Consider the following 25500-nt stretch of genomic DNA (forward strand, 5'->3'; position numbering starts at 1 on the left):
TCCTAGCAAAGTATACGAAAGCGAGGTGAAAGATAAATGAAAATCAGCGCATCATGGGATGATCTCCTGCGATCATCCCATAGAAAACAAGTGCGCCAAGTCCATAGCCACAAAACATAACAAGCCCCATAGGGATTGCCGTGTGATCGCCTGCAATGCCAACCACCGGCATCATGCACGCGCCGAGCAGCATGGAGAAACAGCCAATCAGCGCGGATGCGCTGCCCGCATTCTTTCCCTGCCGCGAAAGTGCAAGGGAAAAACTCGCCGCCCCCATGACCGAGAGCGGAACAACCGTGAGAAACAGCAGAATGACAATCACCGCAAGTGGCACGGCAAAGACAAAGCCCGCCATGAGCAGAATACTCCCGAAGAACGGAACCAGTACAGCATATTTCAGCATCATAATATCCGGAACGCGCCCCGCAAGGCGTGCGGGCAGAATCCCTGCAAGCAGCAACCCGGCTCCGATCACGGCAAATATGAGACTGTACCCCTGTGCCGAAACTCCATAGACATTTTGAAAGACGAATGACGATCCTGAAAGATAGGAAAAGAACGCCCCGAATACAAAACATTGGAGAAGGCAGTGACCGAGGAAATAGCGGTCATGCAGAAGCGTCGGAAACTTCTTCAGTGAGTCAGTCATATTGGCACTGCGCGCATCTTTCGGCAACGTTTCCTGATAGAGCAGCGTCGCCCCCGCGAGTAATACACCAATGATGGTGAGGAGCACGAAGGTCGCGCGCCAGTCGGCAAACAGTAGGATCTGCCCGCCGATAACGGGCGCGATGATCGGCGCAAAGCCGTTTACCATCATGAGGATCGCAAAAAATCGCGTCAGCTCCGCTCCCTCGCAGACATCGCGCGCAATCGCACGCGCAATAACAATGCCGCTTGCCCCCGCAAAGCCCGCGCAGAAGCGGAAGAAAAGGAAGAGATAAATATCCTCGGAAAGTACACAGCCGAGTGTCGCACCGATGAATACGAGCATCCCAATGAAGAGCGGTATCCGCCGCCCATGGAGATCGCTCAGAGGCCCTGCGAGAATCTGTCCGAGTGCCATGCCGAGCGTCGTCATCGTCAGTGTCAGCTGGACGAGCGACGTCGAGACACCAAAAGCCGTCTGCACTTCGGGCAGTGCAGGCAGATACATATCCGTTGAAAGCGGTGCAATTGCCGTCATCATACCAAGAAACACTGTCAGCCAGAGGCGTGTGCGTGTATTCATCGCCATCCCCCTATTTCTCTTCGACGGCACAGCATTCCTCCGTGCAAGATGTCCCTTCTTTTTTCCTGCGACGCATCAGCCATGCCTGTACCGTATCCCAAATCGCCGTCGCTATGACAATCCCTGCCGCTATCGATACGGCATAGAGGAACGTCTTGATCCCCTGCGTTCCGAACTTCTCCCAATTGGCAGCGACAGCATAGAACATTGTACGATAGAGCGAGCCGCCCGGCACCATCGCGATCACGCCGATGATGAGGAAGATCGTCGCGGGACATTTGTAGATACGCGCCAAAATCTCCGCCGCAATCGTTGCAAAGATCGCACCCGCAAAGTAACCCGCAAACTCATTCCAGTCCATCGCGACAAAGAGCATTGTAAAGCCCCAAGCCCCCATACAGACCACCGCCCCCATGACAGCATCCTTGAAGTGTCCGTGCCAGAGCAGATGAAAGCAGAAACCGCCGACAAACGAAGTCAGGAGATAGACCCATCCCGCCGTCTCAAAGGCGATGAGCGTCCCCGTCGCACTGAATGCGAATCCTGTCGCGATGAGAAGACTCAGGATGAATGCCTCGGCACTTTTGAGCAGCCCCGAAATCGTCTCCTGACTAAACATATCGCGGATGGAGTTCATGAGTGCGAGCCCCGGAATGACGGGCATGATATTACCCATATTGATGGCGGCGGGATGGATGTCCATACCGAACCACATGAAAGAGTTTGCAAGTATCCCTCCGACGAAGCTGAGCAGGACAAGCGCAAAGTACGGATTCAGTTTCGTCTGTCCGAGAAGGTATTGCAAAAGGCGCAGGAGCACCCCAACAATGCCCGCACATACAGCATCCTCGAACCGCCCGCCGAAGAATGCGGAGAAACTCGCGGCAATCAGTGCCCAATAGAACAACGATGCCTTGAGGGAGATCTCCTCCATCGTGTCGATCTCCCGAATGCGCTGCTTGATCTCGTCCGAGGTCATGGGATGAGCGCAGATCTCGCGCGAAAGCTGATTCAGTGCCTTGAGCCGCTGAAAGTCGAAGTTCTGCCCCGGCACGCGCCGCATCTGCGTGAGCACGCCGATATCAGCACCACGCAGCGTCACGATGATACTGGATGTAATGACCATCACATCCACATGACGTACCCCGTACGCACGGCAGATAAAATTGATCGTACGCTCCACGCGACTGACCTCCGCGCCCGTCACAAGCATACGCTGACCGATGTCGATGGCGCGTTCAAGGATATTATTGATGTTGATTCGTGCTGTTTCATTTATCATAATGAACATAGTTATAGCATGAGATGGCGGTCTTGTCACGTCTTTTCATACAAAAAGAGCAAAGCCCCCTTGCGAGACTATGCTCCCGTGATAATCTCTACTGCTATTCTACCGTAACCGACTTCGCAAGATTGCGCGGCTTGTCCACATCGCAGCCGCGCGTAATCGCCGCATAATAGGCGAGCAACTGGAGCGGAATCACCGAGAGGATCGGCATGATGAACTCATCCGTCGCCGGGACGTGCATGACGTGATCGACATACTTCTTGAGCTCCGTATCCCCATCTGCCGCGATCCCGATGACCACTGCATCGCGCGCCTTGACCTCCTTGATGTTGGAAAGGGTCTTCTCGTAGACATTGCGCTGCGTCGCAAGTGCGATGACAGGAACACCCTCGACAATAAGAGCAAGTGTGCCGTGTTTGAGCTCGCCCGCTGCATACGCCTCAGCATGAATATAGGAAATCTCCTTCAGCTTCAGAGCACCCTCAAGTGACACGGCATAGTCCAGACCGCGCCCGATGTAAAAAACATCCTCGTTGAAGCCGTACTGCTTCGCAAAGGTCTTGATCGGATCCACATCGGACAAGATCTCCGAAACCTGCGCCGGAATCTCGTGCAGCTGTGCGACCAGCTGCGCCGTGCGCTCCGCCGTAATCGACTGCTTGATCTCCGCCATGTAAAGTGCAAGCATAAAGAAGAGAACAAGCTGTGTTGTGTACGCTTTCGTCGATGCGACCGCAATCTCAGGTCCTGCCCATGTATAGACAACCTGATCCGCCTCACGGGCAACCGACGAGCCGACTACATTCGTGATGGCGAGGGTCTTTGCCCCGCGCCGCTTTGACTCCTTAAGTGCGGCAAGCGTGTCACTTGTCTCACCCGACTGTGATACCACAATCAGAAGCGTGTGTTCGTCGACAATCGGATCGCGATAGCGGAATTCCGAGGCGACATCCACCTCAACAAGCACACGCGCCAGCTTCTCGATGTAGTACTTGCCGACCAGTCCCGCATGATATGCCGTGCCGCAGGCAACGATGTAGATCTTGTTGAACGAGTTCAGATAGTCTGCATCCCACGCGAGTTCCTCAAAGGAGATGGCTTTTTTGTCCGCCGTGATGCGTTGACTCATCGTGTCGCGCACCGCCTTCGGCTGTTCATTGATCTCCTTGAGCATGAAATGCTCGTAACCGCCCTTTTCCGCTGCCTCAGCGTTCCATGTAACCTCGAACACCTTCTTCGGCACGGGTGCGCCAAGATGGTTTGTCACCTCGACCGCGTCCTTGCGGACAATGGCAACTTCACCGTCCGCCAGTATATAGGTGCGTCGTGTCTTTGAAATAATGGCGGGGATGTCCGAAGCAATAAAGTTCTCGCCCTCACCAAGTCCAATGATGAGAGGGTTATCCTGCTTCGTGCAGATGAGCATATCGGGATGCCGACGGCTCATGAACGTGAGCGCATACGATCCTTCAATCCGCTCCAAAACCGCACGAACGGCGGCGACAAAGTCCCCGCTGTAGACCTCTTCCAAGAGGTGCACAACAACCTCCGTATCCGTCTCGGACTTAAAGACGTGCCCCTTTGCGATGAGTTCTTCCTTCAGCGAAAGATAGTTCTCGATGATGCCGTTGTGCACGATAGCAAAGTCGCCATGGCAGTCCGTGTGCGGGTGCGAGTTCACATCCGACGGACGACCGTGCGTCGCCCATCGCGTATGCCCAATGCCGAGGGTACCCACGGGCACATTTCCCTTGATCTTGTCGCGCAGCGCAGCAAGACGTCCGACGCTCTTCTCCACGCGAATGTTCTCACCATCGTAGACAGCAATACCCGCTGAGTCATAGCCGCGATACTCAAGCTTCGACAGACCGTCGAGCAGAAACTCCGCCGCCTGACGATCTCCGACATAACCGACAATTCCACACATAAAAATACCTCCTGACAGAAAACTCTTCTCTCAAGGATTTCGCTCCATCTGCAGCTTTGTCCGCAGGGTCGCCCCTGCGCTTTGACCGCAGACTCTCGACAGAGCGTGCCGGAAGGCATCCGCTGACGGCTCGACAACCTTCTCCTCGTCCTCTGAAATACAATCTATTTTCAGAGCCAGCGCTAAGAAATACTAGGAAGCTATCTCTTTTCCATAAAAGAAATCCCCATGCACCAACAGTGCATGGGGTCATTCTATCCGATATTGCACAAGAAGTCAATTCGTTACGTAATGACTGAAGCTTCCTATCACAAGCTGTGGAAACTCCGCATGAAGTTCGTCCATAAATGTACGTGTCCCGACAGGCTCACTGACCGCCTCCGGCATAGTATGGAGGAAGAGCGTTGGATCGATGTTCAGATTCCGCATCTGGATCATCTGCACGGGCAGCGCACGAAAGAACTTCTGCCACGCCGTCAGCTCCTCCGCACGGTCGGTAAAGCCCGGGAAGTGGAGCAAATTCAGCGACACATAGACACCATGATCGAGTGCATAGCGCAGGGATTCCTTTACATTGTCCAGCGAATAACTCGCACGGTAATATGCGTTATAACTCTCGTCACGTGCACTGATGATGGAAACGCGCAGCGAGTCCAGCCCCGCATCCACAATTTTCCGCATCCCTGCAGGAAAGCCCGCATTCGAGTTCATATTGATCTGACCACGCGCGGTGACGGCGCGAATCCTCCGAATGCCCTCTGCGATTCTGTCTGCCGCAAGCGATGGCTCGCCCTCACATCCCTGCCCGAAGCTGATGATCCCATCGGGCGCGATTGAGAGATGGTAGATGCCGACCTCGGCGATCTCCTCCGCCGTCGGAGAGAATGTGATGCGCTCCTGCGGCGATGGGCAGCACTCCGAGCTCTGCAGCGAGATACAGCCGAGGCAGTTCGCATTGCATACGGGTGAGGTTGGCACACCGCACTCCCACCGTCGGTAAAACAAATTTTGTGCCGTCAAACAGTGATAGTCCAGCGAGCAGTTCCCCACTTGCTCCACGATGCGATTGTTCGGGAGTTCCTTCATCGTGCGGCGCACAAGTTTTTTGAGCTCCTTGCCATTGTAGTTGGCGGGATCCCACTTCTCATTTTCATCCGTATAGACAGCGGCAACATACAGTTCCCCTCCATACGATACAACAGCGGTATATCCATAGAGTGGCAGAGGTGCGGCATCATCGGTGCGAACGAATGCCGGCAGATGCGTGCGCGTATAGCCCTGCGGCAAGATGCCAGCGACCGCCATCCCTGCAATCCGTTTCTCCTCACCGCCTGCCGTCTGTCCCACAGCCGTATGATCGGGCATAAACATGAGGTCGGCACTCTCGGGCAGCGGAATGAGATCGTCCGGACGAAGCGAAACATTCCGTGCGCCGATGCGCCCCATCGCATGAACCCCCGCCGCCTCGCAAATATTTCCGTTTTTATCGGCGTAGACCGCCGTGATCTCGCCGCTATGTCTATGCGGACGTGCCGCCTGCTTCTTGGGCTTCATGACTCCCCTCTTGTTTCTCTTTCTTCTTGTGTGGATTGTACTTGTTCATCGCAAAATCCACACCGTCCGTCACAATGCATTCCACCGCAGGCAGGAGGTAGTCAATCGCCGCACGAATTTTCGGTGCATCCTCCGACGAAAACGGCGCAAGCACATGGTTGATGACCGTCCATCCTGCGGGCGGGCGGCCGATGCCGATGCGGACACGCGCGAAGTCCTCACTGCCGACGTGGGCGAGGATGGACTTGATGCCGTTGTGCCCACCTGAACTGCCCTTTCTGCGAATGCGTACCATCCCCGCAGGGATATCCATATCGTCATGCACAACAATAAGATCGTCCGTATCCATCTTATAGTAGGAAAGCATCGGCCCGAGCGCCTCGCCGCTGTTGTTCATATAGGTTAAGGGCTTTACGAGAAAGACTTTCTCCCCGCCAACGCGTACCTCGGTGATGGCAGAGAAAAAATCTTCCTTCCATGCGGGCGCATTCAGATGCGCTGCGAGTGCATCGACCAGCATAAAGCCGACATTGTGCTTTGTCTGTGCGTACTCCGTGCCGGGGTTGCCCAATCCTGCAATAATTTTCATGTCTCACTCCTTCGTCGGATCGCCAATCAGAAAGAGATAGGCAAGCACGACGATGCCGAGCGCGATGCGATACCAGCCGAACGCCGTGAAATCGTTGCGCTTGATGTAGCGCAGGAGGAATCGGATCGAGAGAATCGACACGATGAACGCCGTCACCATGCCAATGGCGAGGATCACGAGCTCCGCCCCCGTGTAGTTCCAACCAAACTTCACGAGCTTCAGAAAGGACGCACCAAACATGACGGGAATCGCAAGAAAAAATGTGAACTCCGTGGCAACATAACGGCTTGCACCGAAGATGATGCCGCCGAGAATCGTCGCACCCGAGCGGCTCGTCCCCGGAACGAGCGAGAGCACCTGAAACATACCGATGATGAACGCCGTACGGTAGTCCAGTGCGGCAAGATCGTCCACGCGTGGTGTGCGCCGCTTGTTGAAGCGTTCCACTACAATGAAGAGCACGCCGTAGAGAATCAGCATCGCGGCGACCACGGGCGCATTCATGAAATGTTCTTCCATGTATTTATTGAACGCAAGCCCGATCACGGCGGCGGGCAGACAGGCGACGATGACCTTGCCCCAGAGATCGAACGTCGCGCGACGCTCTGCCTCTGACTTACTCTTTAGGAATGGGTTGAGCTTTTCGAGATTCAGCACAACAACGGCGAGAATCGCGCCGAGCTGAATCACAACGAGGAACATATCCATGAATGCCGTCGACACATCGAGCCGAATGAACTCATCGACGAGGATCATATGCCCCGTGCTCGATACGGGAAGCCACTCCGTCAATCCCTCCACGATGCCCAGAATGACAACCTTCACCAGTTCCATCAATGAAATATCCACTGTAAATGTACTCCTCCTCTGCTAGGGAAGCACTGATAAATTCAGCCACACCAACTTAGTGCCTCTTTTTTACCCGTACTTTGTCGTCAAATCCTCCACATGGCCTTTGCTATGCCTCCGGTTTGCCTCCTTAGTTCGGACGAAAAATCTACGCCAATCTGAGGGTCTATTTCATCAGCGATTCCTTAGAAATCTCGCCTATTATAGCACAGTTCCCGCATTTCTGCACGATTTCTATGATAAATGTTACGAGAAAATGAGGTCAGCGATGCTCCTAAGCAAACCCTAGTGGAGCAAGCGGGAAAAGTGTGCGGTACGCCCCGTTGGACTTCTTTCGTCCAAGCGCAGCGCGTTTAAGAAGTCCAGCGGTATTTGAGCGTACAAGCACACGAACGCTTGCGCAACTAAGTGTTTGCGTGGAGCATGCATGTCCGTAAAATTTGACGTAGACCCCAAAGAAAAAAGGCTGCCGAAGCAGCCCTTCTCTATACAATTCTACGCTTACACGAGACCATGTGCGAGCATAACATCCGCAACCTTTGCGAACGCTGTGATGTTTGCACCCGCGACAAGATCGTCGGGGTCGGCATACAGTTCCGCATTCTTCTTCGCGTCGCGGTAGATGTGCGACATAATCTTGCGGAGACGCTTGTCCACCTTCTCGAACGTCCACTGACGGCGCTCGGAGTTCTGCGACATCTCCAGTGCGGAGGTCGCAACACCGCCCGCATTTGCCGCCTTTGCCGGTGCAAAGAGCACCTTGTGGCTCTGGAAATATGCAATTGCATCGAGTGTCGACGGCATATTTGCGCCCTCGCCGATCGCCTGTACGCCGTTCGCAACAAGCAGTTTTGCAGACGCCAGATCAATTTCTCCCTGCGTCGCACACGGAAGAGCAATATCGCACTTCACCGACCAGACACCCGAACAGCCCTCGTGGTACTCGGCATTCGGATGTGTCGCCGCATACTCCTTGATGCGCGCGCGGCGAACTTCCTTGATCTCCTTGAGTGCTGCGAGGTCGATGCCATCGGGATCGTAGATGTATCCGTTCGAGTCGGAGCAGGTCACAACCCTCGCCCCGAGCTCCTGTGCCTTCTCAATCGCATACGTCGCGACGTTGCCCGCACCCGAAACGACAATCGTCTTGCCCGCGAGGTCGATGCCCTTCGCGGCAAGCATATCCTGCACGAAGTACAGGAGACCATAACCCGTCGCCTCCGTACGTGCAAGACTGCCCCAGTAGTCCGTGCGCTTGCCCGTCAAAACGCCCGCATCATAGGAGTCACGGATGCGTTTGTACTGACCGAAAAGATAACCGATCTCGCGCCCGCCGACACCGATGTCGCCCGCAGGGACATCTACATTCGGACCGATGTGGCGATAGAGCTCCGTCATAAAGCTCTGGCAGAAATTCATGACCTCGTTGTCGCTGCGCCCATGCGGATCGAAATCCGAGCCACCCTTGCCGCCGCCAATCGGAAGCCCCGTCAACGCGTTTTTGAACACCTGCTCGAACGCGAGGAACTTTAGAATATCAAGTGTCACGCTCGGATGGAAGCGCAAGCCGCCCTTGTATGGGCCAAGTGTGCTGGACATCTGCACACGGAAGCCACGGTTGATCTGAATCTCGCCCTTGTCGTCCACCCACGGCACACGGAACGTAATGATGCGATCCGGCTCGATCATACGTTCAAGGATTTTGTGCTGCTTGTACTCCGGATGCTTCTCCAGCAGGGGAACAACCGATGTCAGAACCTCGGAGACCGTGTTCTTAAAATGCGTTTGATCGGGATCGCGCTTCGATACCAGATCGAGAATATCATCTACATACTGTTTCATATCAGACATTGTAATTCCTCCCTCTGCTTGCTCGGTGACCCTCATCGAACGTGACTGAGTATAGCACACGGCGCAAAGGTTTGTATAGGGATTACAGGCATGAATACAATATGCAGTGGAAATACAAAAAAGAGGCCTCTGCGAAAATGCAAAGACCTCTCGTCCTACAGATGATACGGCTCTCCCCGACTGATCTTAAACGCGCGGTAAATCTGCTCCACGAGAAAGAGGCGGATGAGCTGATGCGGAAATGTGAAACGCGAGAAGGAGAGCCGCAGATCGGCACTGCGGCGCAGTTCATCCGACAGCCCGAAAGGACCGCCGATGAGAAAGGCAATATGACTCTCGCCTGTGACTGCAAGGCGGTCAATCTTTGCCGCAAACTCCTCCGAGGAGAGCTCTGCGCCGCCGACATCGAGCACAATGAGATATGCCCCCTGCGGCACCTGCGTCAAAAGACGCTCGCCTTCGCGGCGGATGGTCTCCGCCTTTTCCGCAGCCGAAGGCTTCTCCTTCATGCGCTCCTCTGGGATTTCGTGTGTGCGCACATCCGCATAGGGACGCATACGCTTCTCATACTCTGCAATCCCGTCGCGCAGATACTTTTCCTTGATTTTACCCGCACAGACAATCGTGATTTTCAACGATCCTCCTGCGGCATCTCTTCGAGTGTGACCTCCGTTTTGCGCTTCGTATCGTTGCGGTCGTAAGTCACCGTCACCTTGTCTCCGACCTTGTATGAGGCAATCTTATTCCGCAGTTCGGCAACGCTGTTGACTTCCTCACCGTCGATCTCAAGGATGATGTCGCCGCGCTGGAATCCCGCCTTGCCGCATGGACCGTCAAGCGACAGACGGAAGATGTAGACGCCCTTGTCGATATTCAACTGATAGCCGTAGCGTGCCGCCGTCGTCGGGTCAAAGACAGATACCCCAAGATATGGACGCGCCACATAACCTTTTTCGATCAGTTCACTCACGATGGTCTGCACCGTGTTGATCGGGATGGAGAACCCCATGCCCTCGACGGCAGCAGCCGCCACCTTCGCACTGTTGATACCGATGACCTCACCGTCGGCGTTTACGAGTGCACCGCCCGAGTTCCCCGGGCTGATTGCTGCGTCGGTCTGCAGCAGCTTCACACGCTTGTCGCTGACATCGAGCGTGCGGTTCAACGCACTGATGACCCCGACGGTTACGCTGCCCTGAAACTCAAGCCCGAGCGGATTGCCGATCGCAATCGCCGGCTCGCCGACCACGACCCCATCCGAGTTTCCGAATACCGCCGTCGGCAGGTTGCTTTCATCCACCTTCACAACGGCGAGGTCGGTGAACTCATCCTTTCCGATGAGTTTTCCCTTAAGACTGCGCCCATCGGAGAGCGAAACAATGATCTCCTTCGCCCCGTCGATCACGTGATTGTTTGTCACAATGTAGCCGTCGCTGCGAAATATCACACCGGAACCAACGCCCTGCGTCTCAACCGGATTATTGAACCAGTCACGCGCGACCGCCTTGTTCGTAATGCCGACGACAGCCGGTCCTACCGCCTTTGCCGCGCGGACAACAGGTGTGTTGCGCGCCTCCGAGAGCCCCGAAACATCGACCGTCTGCGCGGGCTTCGATCCGCCAACCGTGTTATCGGCAGCCGTTCCCAGCGAGCAGCCGCCAAAGATGACAATGGAGGCGAAAACTGCCGCAGCTGCGAGCGCTGCTCCTTTTTTCTTGTGAAATCGGATGTTCATAACGACATCTCCTTTATAGTACGATCTCTGCCCCGCCCTCCGGCAGACAACTCTCTACATCAAGCATCATACCGCGTGAAGCGAGAATGTCTGTCACTGTATCACACGCGAGTGCGGGACGATTGTTCTCCTCCGAGAGGTGTGCGAGGAAGACCTTGTGCGGCTGTTTCTTCATGCGCGTAAGTGCCCATGCCGCCTCCCCATTTGCAAGATGTCCGCGATTCGAGAGAATGCGTCGCTTCAGCGGCCACGGATAGCTGCCCCGACGCAGGAGGTCGGCATCGTGATTTGCCTCAAAGACAAGAACATCTGCCCCCTCCATCGCCTCCTGCACCGTATCGGTCACAACGCCGAGATCGGTTGCAACCGTGCAGCAGTGCGAGCCCTCGATGCGAAAGCCACATGGATCCGCCGCATCGTGTGAGATCGCAAAGGGCTGTACCATGACATCGCCAATCGTAAACGCCCCCGAAATGCTCCGCATATCGTCCTCGAATGCCGTGCCTCCGTCAATGCCCGCAAGCGTCCCGCACGTCGCAAGGATCGGCAGATGGTATTGCTTCGCGAGCGTTTTCAGTCCGCGCACATGATCGATATGCTCGTGTGTGACGAGTACGGCATTGAGGCTCTGGGGGTCTACGCCGCGCGTGCGCAGCCCCTTCGTGATCCGCGCCGCACTGATGCCCGCATCCACCAAGATCCGCACACCATCCAGCTCAACATAGATCGAATTTCCCTTGCTTCCGCTCGCCAGTATGGATACTTGCAACGAACAATCCTCCTCTCTGTCCCTCATATTATTCCACTTGTCTGTAAATTGTCTGCATAATTTCTATGGGAAAAATTATGATTCCAACAGCATGACTTCCTGCTCCATTCACTTGCCTTCATGCAGCATAATACGAATGAGTTCATGCCACGCCGCAAAGTCCTCACTTAAGTTTGCAAAAAGCCCCCACAAACAACTGCTGTAATGTGGGAGCAAAATAAAGGAAGCACTGATAAATTCAGCACCGCCATCTTAGCACATCTTTTTTGCCCGCTTTTCGTTAGCAAATCCTCCACATAGCTTTGGCTATGCGTCCGGTTTGCTGCCTCAATCGGACGAAAAAATCTGCGCCAATCTGACGGACTTCATTTTATCAGCGATTCCTAAATATTTCACGAACGTTTATTTTTTTGTGCGAGTTCATCCTTCATCCGCGCAATATGGGTCATGATCTCAGCAGAAAACGCGTCAAGTGCTTCCTTACTTTTGCGGTCGCCCTGAAAGGAAATCGGCGTGCCATACATAATGCGCAGCTGCGGAAGCAGCCCGCCGTTTGCGAAGATGCAATGTGTATTGAGGATGGCAACGGGCACAATCGGTGCGCCCGTCATGGCGGCGATGAGGGCGACGCCCGCCTCCGCCTTTTGCAGCTCACCCGTCTTGCTGCGCGTCCCCTCGGGGAAAAGTCCGAGCACACGCCCTTCCTTCAAGACCGTAACCGCCGTCTTGATTGCGCCGCGATCGGATTCGCCGCGCTTTACAGGGAACGCATGGCAGCGACGAATTGCCGCGCCAAAAATCGGATTCTCGAACAGTTCGATCTTCGCCATATAGCTGACAGGACGCTCGATGAGGCTCGCCATAAGCGGCGGGTCGATATTGCTCGCATGATTCGCGGCAAGGATCACAGCCCCCTCTGCGGGGATGTTCTCGCGTCCATAGACACGCGTACGAAAGATGATGTAGAAAAAGAGCCGAAAGACGATTTGCAGAAATCCATACAGCATAGTAACCGCCTATTCTGAGAGTTTCAAAACATATGTGACAACCTCATCAATCGAGAGCGAGGTCGTGTCGAGCAGAACGGCATCCTCCGCCTGACGCAGCGGCGAGATTTCGCGCTCGCTGTCCTGCTTGTCGCGCAAAGCAATCTCACGTTTCAGATCGTCGAAATTGACCGCATAGCCCTTTTCCTTCATCTCGTCGTAGCGACGGCGTGCACGTTCTTCGACAGATGCCGTGAGGAAGATCTTCACATCGGCATTTGGGAGTACATTCGTCCCGATGTCGCGCCCGTCCATGACGATCGCGCCATCCGCAGCCATTGCACGCTGCAGCTCCACCATCTTTTCACGTACAGGGCCGAGTGCCGCGACACGGGAAACGATATGCGTAACCTCGGGCGTACGGATCTCCTGCGTCACATCCGTGCCGTCGACGGTAACACGCGTACCGTTCTCCGTACAGGCAAGACGCACGTCGATCTCCTGCACAGCACGAAGTATATCCTCGTCCGTCGCCGTCTGCGACTGCTTGAGCGTCTTCCATGCCACGCCGCGATACATCGCTCCCGTGTCAATGTAGGTATAGCCAAGTTTCTCTGCCACAATCTTTGCAACAGTGCTCTTTCCCGCACCGGCAGGTCCGTCAATCGCTATCACACGTTTCATACAAAACTCCTTCTTGTTTAGAACCGTTCCATTTCGGAAAAGAATGTCGGATAGGAAATATTGACGCTGTCCGGCTTCTCGATGATAACCCCCTTCGCCGCCGCACCAAGGACAGCAAGCGACATTGCCATACGATGATCTCCGCAGCTGCTCACCTGCGCCCTCTGCATCTTCGCCTGACCGTGAATGACAAGTCCATCCTCACGTTCCTCAATGCTGCCGGGGGCGAGCTTTTGAAACTCCGTCGCAATCGCGTGCAGGCGATCCGTTTCCTTTACACGCAGTTCCCCCGCCCCCGTGATAACAGTATCCCCCTCCGCAAAGAGCGCGGCGACGGCGATAATCGGAATCTCGTCGATGAGGCGCGGCATAATCTCCGCTCCAAAGGATACACCGCGCAGAGCCGCCGTTTCAACCGTAATGTCCGCAACGCGCTCGCCGCCGCTCGTGCGTTCATTTTGCACGATGATATGTGCGCCCATCTCCATGAGCACATCCAGAATCCCCGTGCGTGTCGGATTGATGCCCACATTCCGCAGCAGAAGGCGACTGTCCGCGATGATGCTGCCCGCAACGAGGAAATACGCCGCCGAACTGATGTCGCCCGGCACGGTAATCTCCGCAGGTGCACGATAGCCGCCCTCCGCCACAGGGAATACGGTTACGCTTGCCCCCGTGCGCTCAAGGTGAACACCGAAGCCCGCAAGCATCTGTTCCGTATGGTCGCGCGAGGTGTACGGCTCTGTGACCGTCGTCGGCGCATCCGCATAAAGCCCCGCGAGGAGAATGGCCGACTTGACCTGCGCACTCGCAACGGGGCTGTTGTAGTGAATTCCGTGCAGCATCTCCCCCGCCGGTATGATCGTAAGCGGAAGATTGTTGTTGTTGTTTCGCCCGTAGATGCACGCGCCCATCTCAGAGAGCGGCAGAAGTACGCGCCCCATCGGACGGCGCGTCAGTGAGGCGTCGCCACTGAACACGGAGAGGAACGACTGCGGTGCGAGCAACCCCATCATGAGACGCAGCGTCGTCCCGGAGTTCCCGGCATCGAGCACAGACAACGGCTCCGTCAGTCCATGAAATCCTCTGCCCGTGACAATCAGTTCGTTTTCATTCAGAAATTCAACATTGACACCGAGCGCACGCATCACACCGACAGTCGAGAGACAGTCCGCCGCATGGAGAAAGTTCCGAATATGCACGGGCGTATCGCCCAGCCCTGCAAACATGACGCTGCGATGCGAGATGGATTTATCCCCTGGTATATCGATTTTCCCACGCCAGCCACGCCGCGCAGGTTCAATCGTTTTCATCTCAGCCATGTGCTTACTCACTTTCCAAATCCGATACACTATGGCAGCCCGCTGCATGCCCCATAGAAAACGCCGCCTGTAAGTTGTAACCGCCCGTATAGGCATCCACATCGACCAATTCACCCACGAAATAGAGATGCTTTACGAGCTTGGATTCCATCGTGCGTGGGTCGAGCTCACGCGTTGCAACGCCGCCCGCCGTCACAATCGCCTCAGCGATGGGACGCGTCCCCGTAATCGTTAGCGGGAGTGCCTGCAGCGTGTACACAAGACGTTCACGTTCCTTGGATGAAACTTGACCGACGACACGCTCCGGCAGGATCTCTGCCGTATGCAGTACAATGTCGATCAGCCGCTTCGGCAGGAGGTCAATCATGCCGTTGTGGATCTGCTTCTGCTCGTATGCTGTAAAGTCCCGATCCACACGCTCCCGCAGTTTTTCGTGCGTCAGCGCGGGCTTGAGGTTCAGCCGCAGTTCGATCTCCTGTTGCCCATCCATTAGAAGTTCCGATGCGCGGCGGCTCAGTTGGAGGATGATCGGACCCGTCACGCCAAAATGCGTAAAGAGCATCTCACCAAAGAAGTCCTGCTCCTTCTTCCCCATATGATACAGCGTGGCACGCACATTGCGCAGGGAAAGCCCCTGCACGTCCTTAACCCATGTTTCCCGCGTCACGAGGGGAACAAGTGCGGGAAAGATCGGTGTGACCGTGTGCCCCGCCGCACGCGCGAGCGCATAGCCGTCCCCCGCCGAGCCCGTCGCGGGATAGGATGCACCGCCTGTGGCGAGAATCACGGCAGCCGCCTCGATCTGTAAACCGTCCGCAAGGCGGACGCCGCGCAGTATGCCATCCTCGATAATGAGTTCATGCACCGCTGTATTCGTACGGATCTCCACATTCTGATCACACAGGTATTTCAGCATAGCGTCGACCACTTGAGCGGCGCGGTCACTCACGGGGAATACACGATTTCCACGCTCGGTCTTTAGCGGAACGCCCTGCCCCTCGAAAAATGCTATCACATCCGCGTTGTCGAAGGCGCGAATCGAGGAGTGAAGGAATCTGCCGTTTCCGACAATGTTCCTGATGATGTCAGGAATCTCGTCCGCGCTGGTGACGTTGCAGCGTCCCTTTCCTGTAATCATCATCTTGCGTCCGACGCGCGGCATCTTCTCAAGGAGCAGAACGTGTCCGCCGCACTCCGCCGCTGCCGCTGCCGCCATCATGCCCGCAGGTCCCGCGCCCACCACGATGATCTTCTTCACGCTCTGTCACCCCTGCAATCTCACGAAGCTCCCGAATCTCCTTCGACGTCAAATGCCGATATGCACCGCAGGCAAGCCCGCGTAAGGTCAGCTGTGCAAAGCGTACACGCCTGAGTCCCGTAACACGGCAGCCGATCGCGGCAAACATCCGCCGCACCTGTCGGTTGCGCCCCTCATGGATGATGGTCTCGACCACCGTGCGCCCATGTTCTGAACGCAATACGCGCAGCTGCGCGGGCGCGGTTACACCGTCCTCAAGGAGAACGCCGCGGCGCAGCTGTTCCATCCCTTCTTCCGTGACTTCGCCAAAAACCTCCGCATGGTAGACCTTGTCGATCTCATAACGCGGATGCAGAAGCCCCTGCGTCAGCCCACCGTCATTCGTGATGAGGAGCAATCCCTCCGTATCGGCGTCGAGCCGCCCCACAGGATAAAGACGCGCGGAAAAATCTGGCAGGAGATCGAGCACGGTCTTGCGCCCCCGATCATCCCGCACCGTTGAGAGGTAGCCACGCGGCTTGTTGAGCAGGACGTAGTACCGCTTCTCATCAGCCCGAATACGATTGCCGTCAACGGTAATCTCATGGCACGCCGCCTCATACTTCGCACCGAGCTCCGTCACAACAGCACCATCCACCATAACCCGTCCCGCGCGGATCATCTTCTCCGCTGCACGACGCGATGCCACCCCCGCACTGCTGAGGATCTTCTGCAATCGTTCTTCCATTTTATCCCCTATCGCATTTTGACGGCACGTTCCCCCATCAGCGCCCTGAGTTTCTGCTGTACCTCAGGTGAGCCGTCGATCCAATAGTGTTCCTCAAGCTTTCGCCATCGTCCCTCACTCTGAACAAAGACGGGATGCTCTCCCCTGTGCGCGGCAAAGAGCGTCCGCATCGCTGTCCACAGTACACGGCGATCTGCATCCGCAGACGGAATCAGGTAAAAGGAAGATCGGTACTCATTCATCCGCCAGATCTCGTCGGCAAGCAGTTTTGGCTCCTCGCCCGTCGTATCAACGCGCCCCTGCACAACAATAATACTATCCGGCTCCAGATCAGACACATGTGCATAGAACACACGCGGGAATACAGTCACCTCAATCTTGCCGCTGAAGTCCTCAAGCTCGGCAAAGAGCATTGTATCGCCCTTCTTCGTTGTAAAACGCTTCGTACTTGTCAGTATCCCACCGATACGAACAAGCTGACGATCTCTGTGCACGGCGGTTGGAATCTCGCCGATGGAGAGCAGTACAGACAGGGTATCACGGTAGTCATCGAGCGGATGCCCTGTGATGTAAAAGCCCGTCGCTTCCTTCTCCCACGTCAGACGCTCACGCGCCGTACTCGGTGGAATGTCCGTCGAAACGCGAATCTGCTGAACCTCCTCCATCATATCCTCACCAAAGAGCCCTCCCTGCCCGCTCAAAAGATCACGCTGCCGCCGTGCCGCATCCTGTATCGCGGGATCGAGTGCGGCAAGCAGTTGATTGCGCTCCGTACCGATGCTGTCAAACGCACCGCATTTGATGAGGCTCTCAATTGCCCGCTTGTTGACCGTACGCAGATCGACGCGCGTACAGAAATCCACAAGCGAGCGGAATTTTCCGCTAGCGGCACGTACGCGCTCCATGCTCATAATCGCATTCTCCCCGACGTTGCGAACGGCGGCAAGCCCAAAGCGGATCGCACCATCCTCGATGCCGAACGTCGCTGCACTCGAATTGATGTCGGGCGGCAGGATCTTGATCCCCATCTGACGGCAGAGCTGAATGTAGACGGGGATTTTGTCCGTCTTATCCATAATACTCGTCAAAACACCCGCCATAAATTCTACGGGGTAATGCGCCTTGAGATACGCCGTCTGCCATGCGAGCAGACCGTAGGCGGCACTGTGGGACTTGTTGAATCCATAGTCCGCAAAATGCGTCAAGAGGTCGAAAATATGATTTGCAAGCGCAGCTTCCAGCCCGTTCTTCGCGCAGCCCTGCAAAAAGATCTCCTTCTGCGCCATTAGAAGATCGTGTTTCTTCTTGCCCATCGCACGCCGCAGAAGATCCGCCTGTCCGAGACTAAATCCCGCGAGCACCTGCACAATCTGCATGACCTGCTCTTGATAGAGCACAACACCGAACGTTTCCTTTAGGATCGGCTCAAGCAGAGGGTGCATATAGACAACCTCTTTTTTCCCGTGCAGGCCGTCAATGAAATCCGTCACCATTCCGCTGCCCAAGGGTCCCGGTCGATAGAGTGCCACGGTCGGAATCAGATCGACAAACCCCTTCGGCTGCAGATCCTTGACAAGATTTGTCATACCCGCCGACTCCATCTGGAACACAGCTCCCGTGTCTCCATCGCAGAGCATTTGTGATGTTTTTTCATCCACAAGCGGTATGGCATCGACATCCAACTCAATGCCATGCGACGCACGCACATGATTGACCGTGTCCGCTATAATTGTCAGCGTACGCAGCCCGAGAAAATCCATCTTGAGAAGCCCGAGAGCCTCTACGTCGTCCTTATCGAACTCCGTGACAAGCGTCCCCTCAGAAACCCAGACGGGCACTTGACCGGACAGCGGATTCTTCGCAATCACAACACCCGCCGCATGGATCGACGTATTACGCGGCAAGCCTTCGATTTTACGCGCGAGATCAATCACTCGGCGAGCATTCTCATCCTCCTCGTAGACACGCCTAAAATCCGACGACTCTTTGAGCGCACGCTCCAATGTAATGTTCAGTTCAGCAGGAACAAGCTTTGTAATGGCAGACACTTCGCTGAACGACATTTCGAGCACACGCCCGACATCGCGAATTGCCCCCTTTGCCCCCATCGTGCCGAACGTGGCAATCTGTGCGACATGATCCTCCCCATAGCGCTCCTTGACATACGAAATGACCCGCCCACGATTCATATCGTCAAAATCAATATCAATATCCGGCATGGACACGCGTTCAGGGTTGAGGAAACGCTCGAATAGAAGTGCATATTGTAGCGGATCGATATTTGTGATCCCAAGAAGATAGGCGACAATACTGCCTGCTGCCGAACCACGTCCCGGTCCTACTTCAACGCCATGTCCGCGTGCGTAGTTGATAAAATCCCACACGATGAGAAAGTAGCTGGCGTATCCCATGCCATGAATGATGCCCAACTCATAGTCCAGACGCGTACGAACCTCGTCCGTAACATCCGCATAACGTGAGGAAAGCCGCTCCTCGCAAAGGGTACGCAGATAGGCATCGTCGCTTTCACAGTCCTCGGGGATCGGATAAAACGGCAGCTGCAGTTCGCCGAAAGTAAAATCCACCTGACAGCGTGCGGCAATCCTCGCTGTATTTTCGATGGCACCCGGATAGTCTGCAAAGAGCGCAGCCATTTCCTCCTCTGATTTCAGATAGTAATCAGGACCGGAGAAGCGCATACGGTCAGGATCATTGATTGTTCTCCCGGTCTGCACACAGAGCAGGATGTCATGAAACTCGCTGTCGCCTGCATGGACATAGTGGACATCGTTCGTCGCAACAAGTCCGACATTGTATTTTTTTGCAAGATCACGCAGTGCACGATTGACCGTCTTTTCCTCGGGCAGTCCGTGATCCTGAATCTCAAGGAAAAAATTTTCCTGTCCAAAAATCTCCACATACTCAGAGATCAGAGCCTCTGCACGCTCATTGTTCCCACGCAGGATCGCCTGTGGAATCTCACCCGCCACACAGGCTGAGAGTGCAATAATTCCTTCGCTATATTGACGCAGTAATTCTTTGTCAATGCGCGGTTTATAATAATATCCCTCGATATTGGCGAGGGATATTAACTCAACCAAATTGTGGTAGCCGTGTTCATTCTCGGCAAGGAGAATCAGATGATAATAGCGTGTGCCATCCACCTCTGTACGTTCCTGCCGCATCCCGGGGGCGAGATAGACCTCACAGCCAATGACGGGATGAATCCCCTGCGCCTTTGCCTCCTTATAGAATCGGACAGCACCATACATAACGCCATGGTCGGTGATGGCAACCGAATCCATCCCAAGCTCCTTCGTTCGACGTATGAGTTCCTTGATGCGGCTCGCTCCGTCGAGCAGGCTGTATTCCGTATGCACATGCAGATGGGCAAAGGCCATTCTTTTCCTCCCTTCTGTTCATTTCCTCTCCTGCATCACGCAGAAAGGATGGTCTTACAAAATTTTTCCCAAATCTCCCGATAAGCTGATTCCAATTCGTACATATACCCTTGTGCGTCCATCAACGGAGAACGCTTCATATTTGCACGCAGACCCATGTGATACGCCTCAAGCAGCTTCGGCGCCCCCGCAAGCTGAACGGCGCGCCGTACATAGTTAATATCATTTTCCGCAACGAGTTCACGTACACCCGCATTCGTCAGTATGGATGCACCAAAACGTGCACCATGGGTGCGTCCACGCAAAGAGATGACAGGAACCCCCATGTAGAGAGCCTCGCACGTTGTCAGTCCGCCGTTGTACGGTGCGGTATCAAGTGCAATGTCAATATCCCGATACTGTTCCAAATAGTCCGGGCTGTACGGGCGAAATTCCACACGCCTCAAATCGTAGTTAAGCATAGAGAGACGTTTTTTAGCAAAATGTATGCCGGAATCAATGCTGGCAATTTTGCCCTTGATCACGAGCTTCGACCCACGAACAGATTCCAAAATTCCACGCCAAAGCAACAGCATTTCATCCGTAACCTTCGCAAAATTATTGAAACTGCCAAATGTTACATATCCGTTCCGACGCGCGGGAGGTTCATATCCCGCCTCCGGCATCGCACGAATTTCCTCGGGGGCATAACATAGATGAGAGTGCGGCAAACGCAGGACACGTTCCGTAAAACCATCCTCCGCCTGAAGATCCCCCTTGGGAACACAGATCTCATCCGAGAGAAAATAGTCGATCACGTGAAGTCCGGTCGTGTTTGTATATCCAATCCCGGAAACCTGAACAGGAGCCGGACGATATGCCATGATCGGCAGAGCATTGTCCTGTGAGTGACCGGATAGATCAACCAATATGTCGATTTTATCCTCTGCAATGAGACGCGCCGCCGTCCGTGGCGGCCGTCCGCGCAGATCGCGCCATGTCACACGGCGTGTGCGAAGCCGTTCCGTTACCGCATCACTTCTGCCTGTCGCATAACAGAATACCATGAACCGTTCACCGTCGAAATGACGGAGCAAAGGTGTTAAAAAATAGGACACAGAATGCTCTCGAAAATCCGGTGAAATATAGCCGATACGCAGCTTTTTTTGAGGGGCGCGAGCGCCTTCATCATGTGCATATGGCTGCACTGACCACATACTATTATATACTTCTGCTTTGAGCCGACCGTCCTTCGCCCCCAAATAACGATAGTTCCGCATAAAGAGATACTTGCTATAAAGCTCTGCCGCCTCATCCGGTTCATCCGAAAGACGACTTGACATGAGGAGCTCATGCGCAGCGCCTCTCGCTTCTCCCGCAAGATAGAGCGCATCGGCAAGCCATCCGCGTGCACGCTTTACCATCTGATGATAGATCGCATAGGAAGGATCCTCTTCTCCAAGAATTTTTGCCTTATAGGAAAGTTCCTCGATCAAATCGGCAAGGAGCGGGATCTCATCATCCAAACGAAACTCCAATGCAGCAAGTCCCGCCTGTACCATACGGGCACGCGGATGACGCGGCTGAACACGCAAAACCTTCTCTGCAAGAGCCTCCGCCTCATCAATGCGCCCACTGTAGAGCGCCACTTCGGCATTGACCGCCGTCGCATCGACATCGCCTGCCATGAGGCGATCCACCTCTTTGGCGCAGGCACGCATCCCCTTTAGATCCCCATCTGCTGAGAATTTCGTCGCAAGTTTCAGCCAATTAATCTTTTCCTCTGCAGCATGTTCAGCCTTTGGCGGCTGTTTTTTCATAGATACCCCCTCCTTTCCTCATGAATTTTATCATACCTCCGGATGCAGTTCTGTACCGTATTCACGCAGAAATATCTTCTGATAGCGCTTGTACTCCGGCGCAAGCGGCTTCTCGTGCGGACAGTGGATGCACCAGAAATCATCTTCCTGATTGGGAACGACAACACGAAAATTACGCCGCTGCATCTCCATGCACATCGACGTATCATAGAGATGCCATCCCGTGAACAGATCCTCACGCCATGGCAAATCATGCTGTGTCGCAAGAAAAAGACCGTCCACCGCTTCCACGTCAATATACGCCCCATCCGGCTCCATGCAGTGCGAGTCCACCACGCTCTCGGGTTCACAGTGGTGAAGGACACGCCCATAGGTACGCAGTCCGTCCCACCAGACTCCGGAACGCGGCAGACTGCGGCAACCGATCACACCGACAAGTCCAATCGCAGGATCGGAAAAGATGGACAGCAGATCTGATATGATATTCTTATTGACGACGAGCACATCCTGATGCAGATATACTTTGTATTTTGCATCCGTTGCGCGTGCCCCCTCGTTATAGCCTGCACACATAGAAACAGCATCGCGTACGGGTATATATTCTACAGAAATTCCAGATGGGATATGCAGCGATTTCAAATACAGAAGACACTCATTGTACATATCATCGTCATTGATACAAGTGATAAATGCAATCTTGTTACGATCCGGCTCCATCATATTTCTATCTCTTTTCACTCACGATCTCTCTCTGCAAACGACGATACATCTCCCGCTCCATCGGATCGCCACTCTCCGCAATGCTCATCTCCAACATCTCATAGATAAAATGTAAGTGTTCGTACGATGTATGCGAGAGATGGTGATAAAACGCTTCTGTATGGATAACGGTCTCGCGAACAAATGACGCAAGATACGCAGGAAAAATCCCGACACGAAGTATTATTTCCCACAGAGCTCCTGCTGACTTCGCGCATTCTATATCGTATTCGACCCGATGTATCATGCGCACAATCTGTCTGCGTTCCTCTTGCGTATACATGGACTTCAGAAGTGCCAGCTCAGGCATGGATCGATCGGCGCATACGAGATAGAACTCTGTTTCAAGATCATCCTGCTCATTTTCAAATCCGGCTCTGATCAGGCGATCCAACAAGCCATCAGGTGCCTCTCGCTGCTGATGACGCATACGTACACTCTTATAAAAAGATGCGTAGAGAAGGTTTTCAAACTCGGCACGCGCATAGAGACGAGATACAAAATTGTAGAAATGCCCATCCATCAAGTTTTGAAGCACCGACCAATGCCGTACGTTACGAAAACTCGTCAATAAAGAACCGGTTTCCTTTAGAAAGGTAGAAAATCCGGAAGCAATATCCTGCGGATTATCCACAGTCTCCAAGGCAAGATCTGAAATGATGTAGTCAAAATATCCACGCGTATACGGGAGTGGCACGGCAAGATAGTCGAGAATCAGCCAATGCGTCCCTGCAGACGACGCCATCTCCGGCGCATCTGCCTCGGAGGTAACCGCATAAAGTTCCGCCCGTGGAAACATTCTGCGCAGATCGGATAAATACGTCAGGCTCTCAACCACTAAAATACGCAGCGGAGCAGCATTTGGCGTAAGAAAAGAGAGCAGATCAGGTCGAATTTGTTCAGCCAAATCATTCTCCTCCATTTTATAGGGATCCCCCAGCTACGTGACATAGACTTTTTTATTATATCACAAACTGTAAAGAAGTTGTATCTATCATCCGTCCCTCTTTTCAAGGAATCGCTGATCCCGACCCGCAGATAAAAAGAAGCTGCCGCATGTTTGTTTCGTGCAGCAGCCTCTTTTTCATGAGAAGAACACAGATTTTCCAATAAATTCTCTGAGAATGGAGTTATTGGGAATTTCATCAACAGCAGAAATTCCATCGACATATTGAAGAAAGCGCAGAAGCAGACGAGCTTCTGTATACCCTTCTTCTCCACATCGAATCTCTTCCAAGAGTGGTACCGCATATTTTTTCAAGACACCTATTTCGTAAATCAAAGCAGAATTGAAGAGGGTATCTGCTTCCTCCTGAAACGGAAAGATGTACTTCTCCTCTCCTGCCCTCACATCCGGCCATTGTCGAATGCTCTTCATCGCTTTTGCACCACGGAATTGGTAGTCACGTACGAGTCTGCGTAAAAAACGGACTTCTGTTGTTGGGATTCTGTTATGAGCATCAATATTGAGCTGTGTTAGTGCACTGATGTAGATTTTATATTTGTTGATACGTGGGATGTCTTTTGTCAAGTATTCGTTCAGTCCATGAATCCCCTCAATAATAATCGGCTGATTCTTATGAATGGAAAGAAATGCGTCATCTTTCCACTCCCGTCGTCCCGTTATGAAGTTATAACGTGGAATCTGAACTTCTTTCCCGTCAAGAAGTTCAATCATATTCTGATTGAACAGTTTTGTATCCAGTGCATCCAAGGATTCGTAATCATACTGTCCCTTTTCATTGATGGGAGTATCTTCACGATTTAAGAAGTAATCATCCAGAGAGATCATCACGGGGCGTAGCCCGGTGACCCGCAGCTGTATGCGCAGTCTTTGAGCAAATGAAGTCTTTCCGGAAGAGGATGGACCTGCAATCAAGATCAGACGAACATCTTCCCGGTGCGCAGAGATATGATCTGCAATTTGTGCGATTCTTTTTTCCTGCAGCGCCTCTGAAATGCGAATAAGTTCTCCTATTGTATTTTCCTTATTGATGCGGTTCAGATCGGAGATAAAACGACACTCCAAAATATCCGCCCAAGCCTTTGATTCAGCAAGAATTGATCCAAATTTTGGCTGATTGATACGTTCTCTGATTTTTCCGTTAGTCATTTCATCCGGTGTACGAATCAGCACACCGTCCGGCTCGTAGTCCAGTTCAAATCTGCCAAGTTCTTTTGTCTCAGAAAGCATCGGGCCGTATAGATAGTCCGTATAATCCTCACAAGTATATATACTGATGACAGGCTTTGTGAGTGCAGAAATCAAGTTTACTTGCCCTGTTCGCCCAAGCATTTGAAATGTTTCTATTGCCTCCTGTCGCGGAATACTGTGCTTGACAATGGGAAGATTGGCTGCAATCATCGCTCGCATCTGATGATCTATTTCTTTTATGAACGATAGATCAATCGAACAATTTGGTATTTTTATTTCGCAATACAGTCCTTTATTTACCGTGAATTTTGCAATGACATCGCTGTTTTTCTCAAGTTTATTTACTGCTGCAATCAAAAGAAACAATACGGAACGTCGATAGATGACCCACCCCAATGGTGAGTCCAATTCGATGAAATCGATTTGATCTGTATCCTCATGAACGGTTTGAATATCACATACTTCACCGTTAATTTTCGCTGCGACAATCGGGCTGGAATAGGCATTTTGTACCTGCTTCGCCATCATTATCAGATTTCTTTCCATGGAGATCCCCTTTCCATATTTCTATATAAAAATCCTGCTCTACAGGCGAGCAGGATTTTTATATCATTTC

The 25500-nt window shown here is 53.5% G+C and carries 20 protein-coding genes and 1 pseudogene; all 21 read right to left on the reverse strand.

The features are described from left to right. Positions 1-43: 43 nt before the first annotated feature. Positions 44-1237: a multidrug effflux MFS transporter gene (locus QU667_RS05660; protein WP_304988330.1), complete on the reverse strand. Its 1194-nt coding sequence runs from the start codon at positions 1235-1237 to the stop codon at positions 44-46. Between the two features lie 4 nt (positions 1238-1241). Next, positions 1242-2522 carry a threonine/serine exporter family protein gene (locus QU667_RS05665; RefSeq protein ID WP_304988331.1) on the reverse strand — a complete coding sequence of 427 codons (1281 nt, stop codon included), beginning with the start codon at positions 2520-2522 and terminating at the stop codon, positions 1242-1244. 94 nt (positions 2523-2616) lie between these two features. After that, positions 2617-4446 carry a glutamine--fructose-6-phosphate transaminase (isomerizing) gene (gene glmS, locus QU667_RS05670; protein WP_304988332.1) on the reverse strand — a complete coding sequence of 610 codons (1830 nt, stop codon included), beginning with the start codon at positions 4444-4446 and terminating at the stop codon, positions 2617-2619. A 276-nt stretch (positions 4447-4722) separates the two neighbouring features. Then, on the reverse strand, positions 4723-6000 hold the full coding sequence (locus QU667_RS05675) for a radical SAM family protein (protein ID WP_304988333.1): 1278 nt from the start codon (positions 5998-6000) through the stop codon (positions 4723-4725). Further along, a complete protein-coding gene (gene pth, locus QU667_RS05680) occupies positions 5966-6589 on the reverse strand; it encodes an aminoacyl-tRNA hydrolase (protein ID WP_304988334.1) in 624 nt (207 codons plus the stop codon). Before pth ends, QU667_RS05675 begins: the two co-directional genes overlap by 35 nt. 3 nt (positions 6590-6592) lie before the next feature. Beyond that, positions 6593-7423, reverse strand: a complete 831-nt coding sequence (locus tag QU667_RS05685; protein ID WP_304988335.1) for an undecaprenyl-diphosphate phosphatase — start codon at positions 7421-7423, stop codon at positions 6593-6595. A gap of 516 nt (positions 7424-7939) precedes the next feature. Further along, positions 7940-9289 carry an NADP-specific glutamate dehydrogenase gene (gdhA, locus tag QU667_RS05690; RefSeq protein WP_304988336.1) on the reverse strand — a complete coding sequence of 450 codons (1350 nt, stop codon included), beginning with the start codon at positions 9287-9289 and terminating at the stop codon, positions 7940-7942. A gap of 155 nt (positions 9290-9444) precedes the next feature. After that, positions 9445-9924 carry a 23S rRNA (pseudouridine(1915)-N(3))-methyltransferase RlmH gene (rlmH, locus tag QU667_RS05695; RefSeq protein ID WP_304988337.1) on the reverse strand — a complete coding sequence of 160 codons (480 nt, stop codon included), beginning with the start codon at positions 9922-9924 and terminating at the stop codon, positions 9445-9447. Continuing rightward, entirely contained in the window at positions 9921-11024 is a 1104-nt protein-coding gene (locus QU667_RS05700) for a S1C family serine protease (protein WP_304988338.1), read from the reverse strand. Before QU667_RS05700 ends, rlmH begins: the two co-directional genes overlap by 4 nt. A 13-nt stretch (positions 11025-11037) precedes the next feature. Next, positions 11038-11793, reverse strand: coding sequence for an MBL fold metallo-hydrolase (locus QU667_RS05705; RefSeq protein WP_304988339.1), 756 nt, complete (start codon positions 11791-11793; stop codon positions 11038-11040). A 221-nt stretch (positions 11794-12014) separates the two neighbouring features. Continuing rightward, positions 12015-12125: pseudogene (locus QU667_RS05710) on the reverse strand (secretion protein HlyD); the annotation flags it as partial. 60 nt (positions 12126-12185) lie between these two features. Further along, positions 12186-12800 (reverse strand): lysophospholipid acyltransferase family protein, encoded by a 615-nt coding sequence (locus QU667_RS05715; protein ID WP_304988340.1) that lies wholly within the window; start codon positions 12798-12800, stop codon positions 12186-12188. A gap of 9 nt (positions 12801-12809) precedes the next feature. Further along, positions 12810-13463, reverse strand: a complete 654-nt coding sequence (gene cmk, locus QU667_RS05720; RefSeq protein WP_304988341.1) for a (d)CMP kinase — start codon at positions 13461-13463, stop codon at positions 12810-12812. 17 nt (positions 13464-13480) lie between these two features. Beyond that, positions 13481-14785 carry a 3-phosphoshikimate 1-carboxyvinyltransferase gene (aroA, locus tag QU667_RS05725; protein ID WP_304988342.1) on the reverse strand — a complete coding sequence of 435 codons (1305 nt, stop codon included), beginning with the start codon at positions 14783-14785 and terminating at the stop codon, positions 13481-13483. A 4-nt stretch (positions 14786-14789) separates the two neighbouring features. Then, on the reverse strand, positions 14790-16043 hold the full coding sequence (locus tag QU667_RS05730; protein ID WP_304988343.1) for a BaiN/RdsA family NAD(P)/FAD-dependent oxidoreductase: 1254 nt from the start codon (positions 16041-16043) through the stop codon (positions 14790-14792). Beyond that, positions 15952-16770, reverse strand: coding sequence for a pseudouridine synthase (locus tag QU667_RS05735; RefSeq protein ID WP_304988344.1), 819 nt, complete (start codon positions 16768-16770; stop codon positions 15952-15954). The genes QU667_RS05730 and QU667_RS05735 overlap by 92 nt, the downstream gene beginning before the upstream one ends. Positions 16771-16778: 8 nt before the next feature. Then, positions 16779-20171, reverse strand: coding sequence for a DNA polymerase III subunit alpha (locus QU667_RS05740; RefSeq protein WP_304988345.1), 3393 nt, complete (start codon positions 20169-20171; stop codon positions 16779-16781). Positions 20172-20206: 35 nt separating this feature from the next. After that, the gene (locus QU667_RS05745; RefSeq protein ID WP_304988346.1) at positions 20207-21970 is read right to left on the reverse strand and encodes an O-linked N-acetylglucosamine transferase, SPINDLY family protein; all 1764 of its coding nucleotides are present in this window, start codon (positions 21968-21970) and stop codon (positions 20207-20209) included. A gap of 30 nt (positions 21971-22000) precedes the next feature. Next, the gene (locus QU667_RS05750) at positions 22001-22687 is read right to left on the reverse strand and encodes a glycosyltransferase family protein (RefSeq protein WP_304988417.1); all 687 of its coding nucleotides are present in this window, start codon (positions 22685-22687) and stop codon (positions 22001-22003) included. A gap of 7 nt (positions 22688-22694) precedes the next feature. Continuing rightward, on the reverse strand, positions 22695-23636 hold the full coding sequence (locus tag QU667_RS05755; RefSeq protein ID WP_304988347.1) for a hypothetical protein: 942 nt from the start codon (positions 23634-23636) through the stop codon (positions 22695-22697). 177 nt (positions 23637-23813) lie between these two features. Continuing rightward, positions 23814-25430, reverse strand: a complete 1617-nt coding sequence (locus tag QU667_RS05760) for a nucleoside kinase (RefSeq protein WP_304988348.1) — start codon at positions 25428-25430, stop codon at positions 23814-23816. Positions 25431-25500 lie beyond the last annotated feature (70 nt).

The organism is Selenomonas dianae (genome assembly GCF_030644225.1).
In the GTDB taxonomy this organism is placed as follows: Bacteria; Bacillota; Negativicutes; order Selenomonadales; family Selenomonadaceae; genus Centipeda; species Centipeda dianae.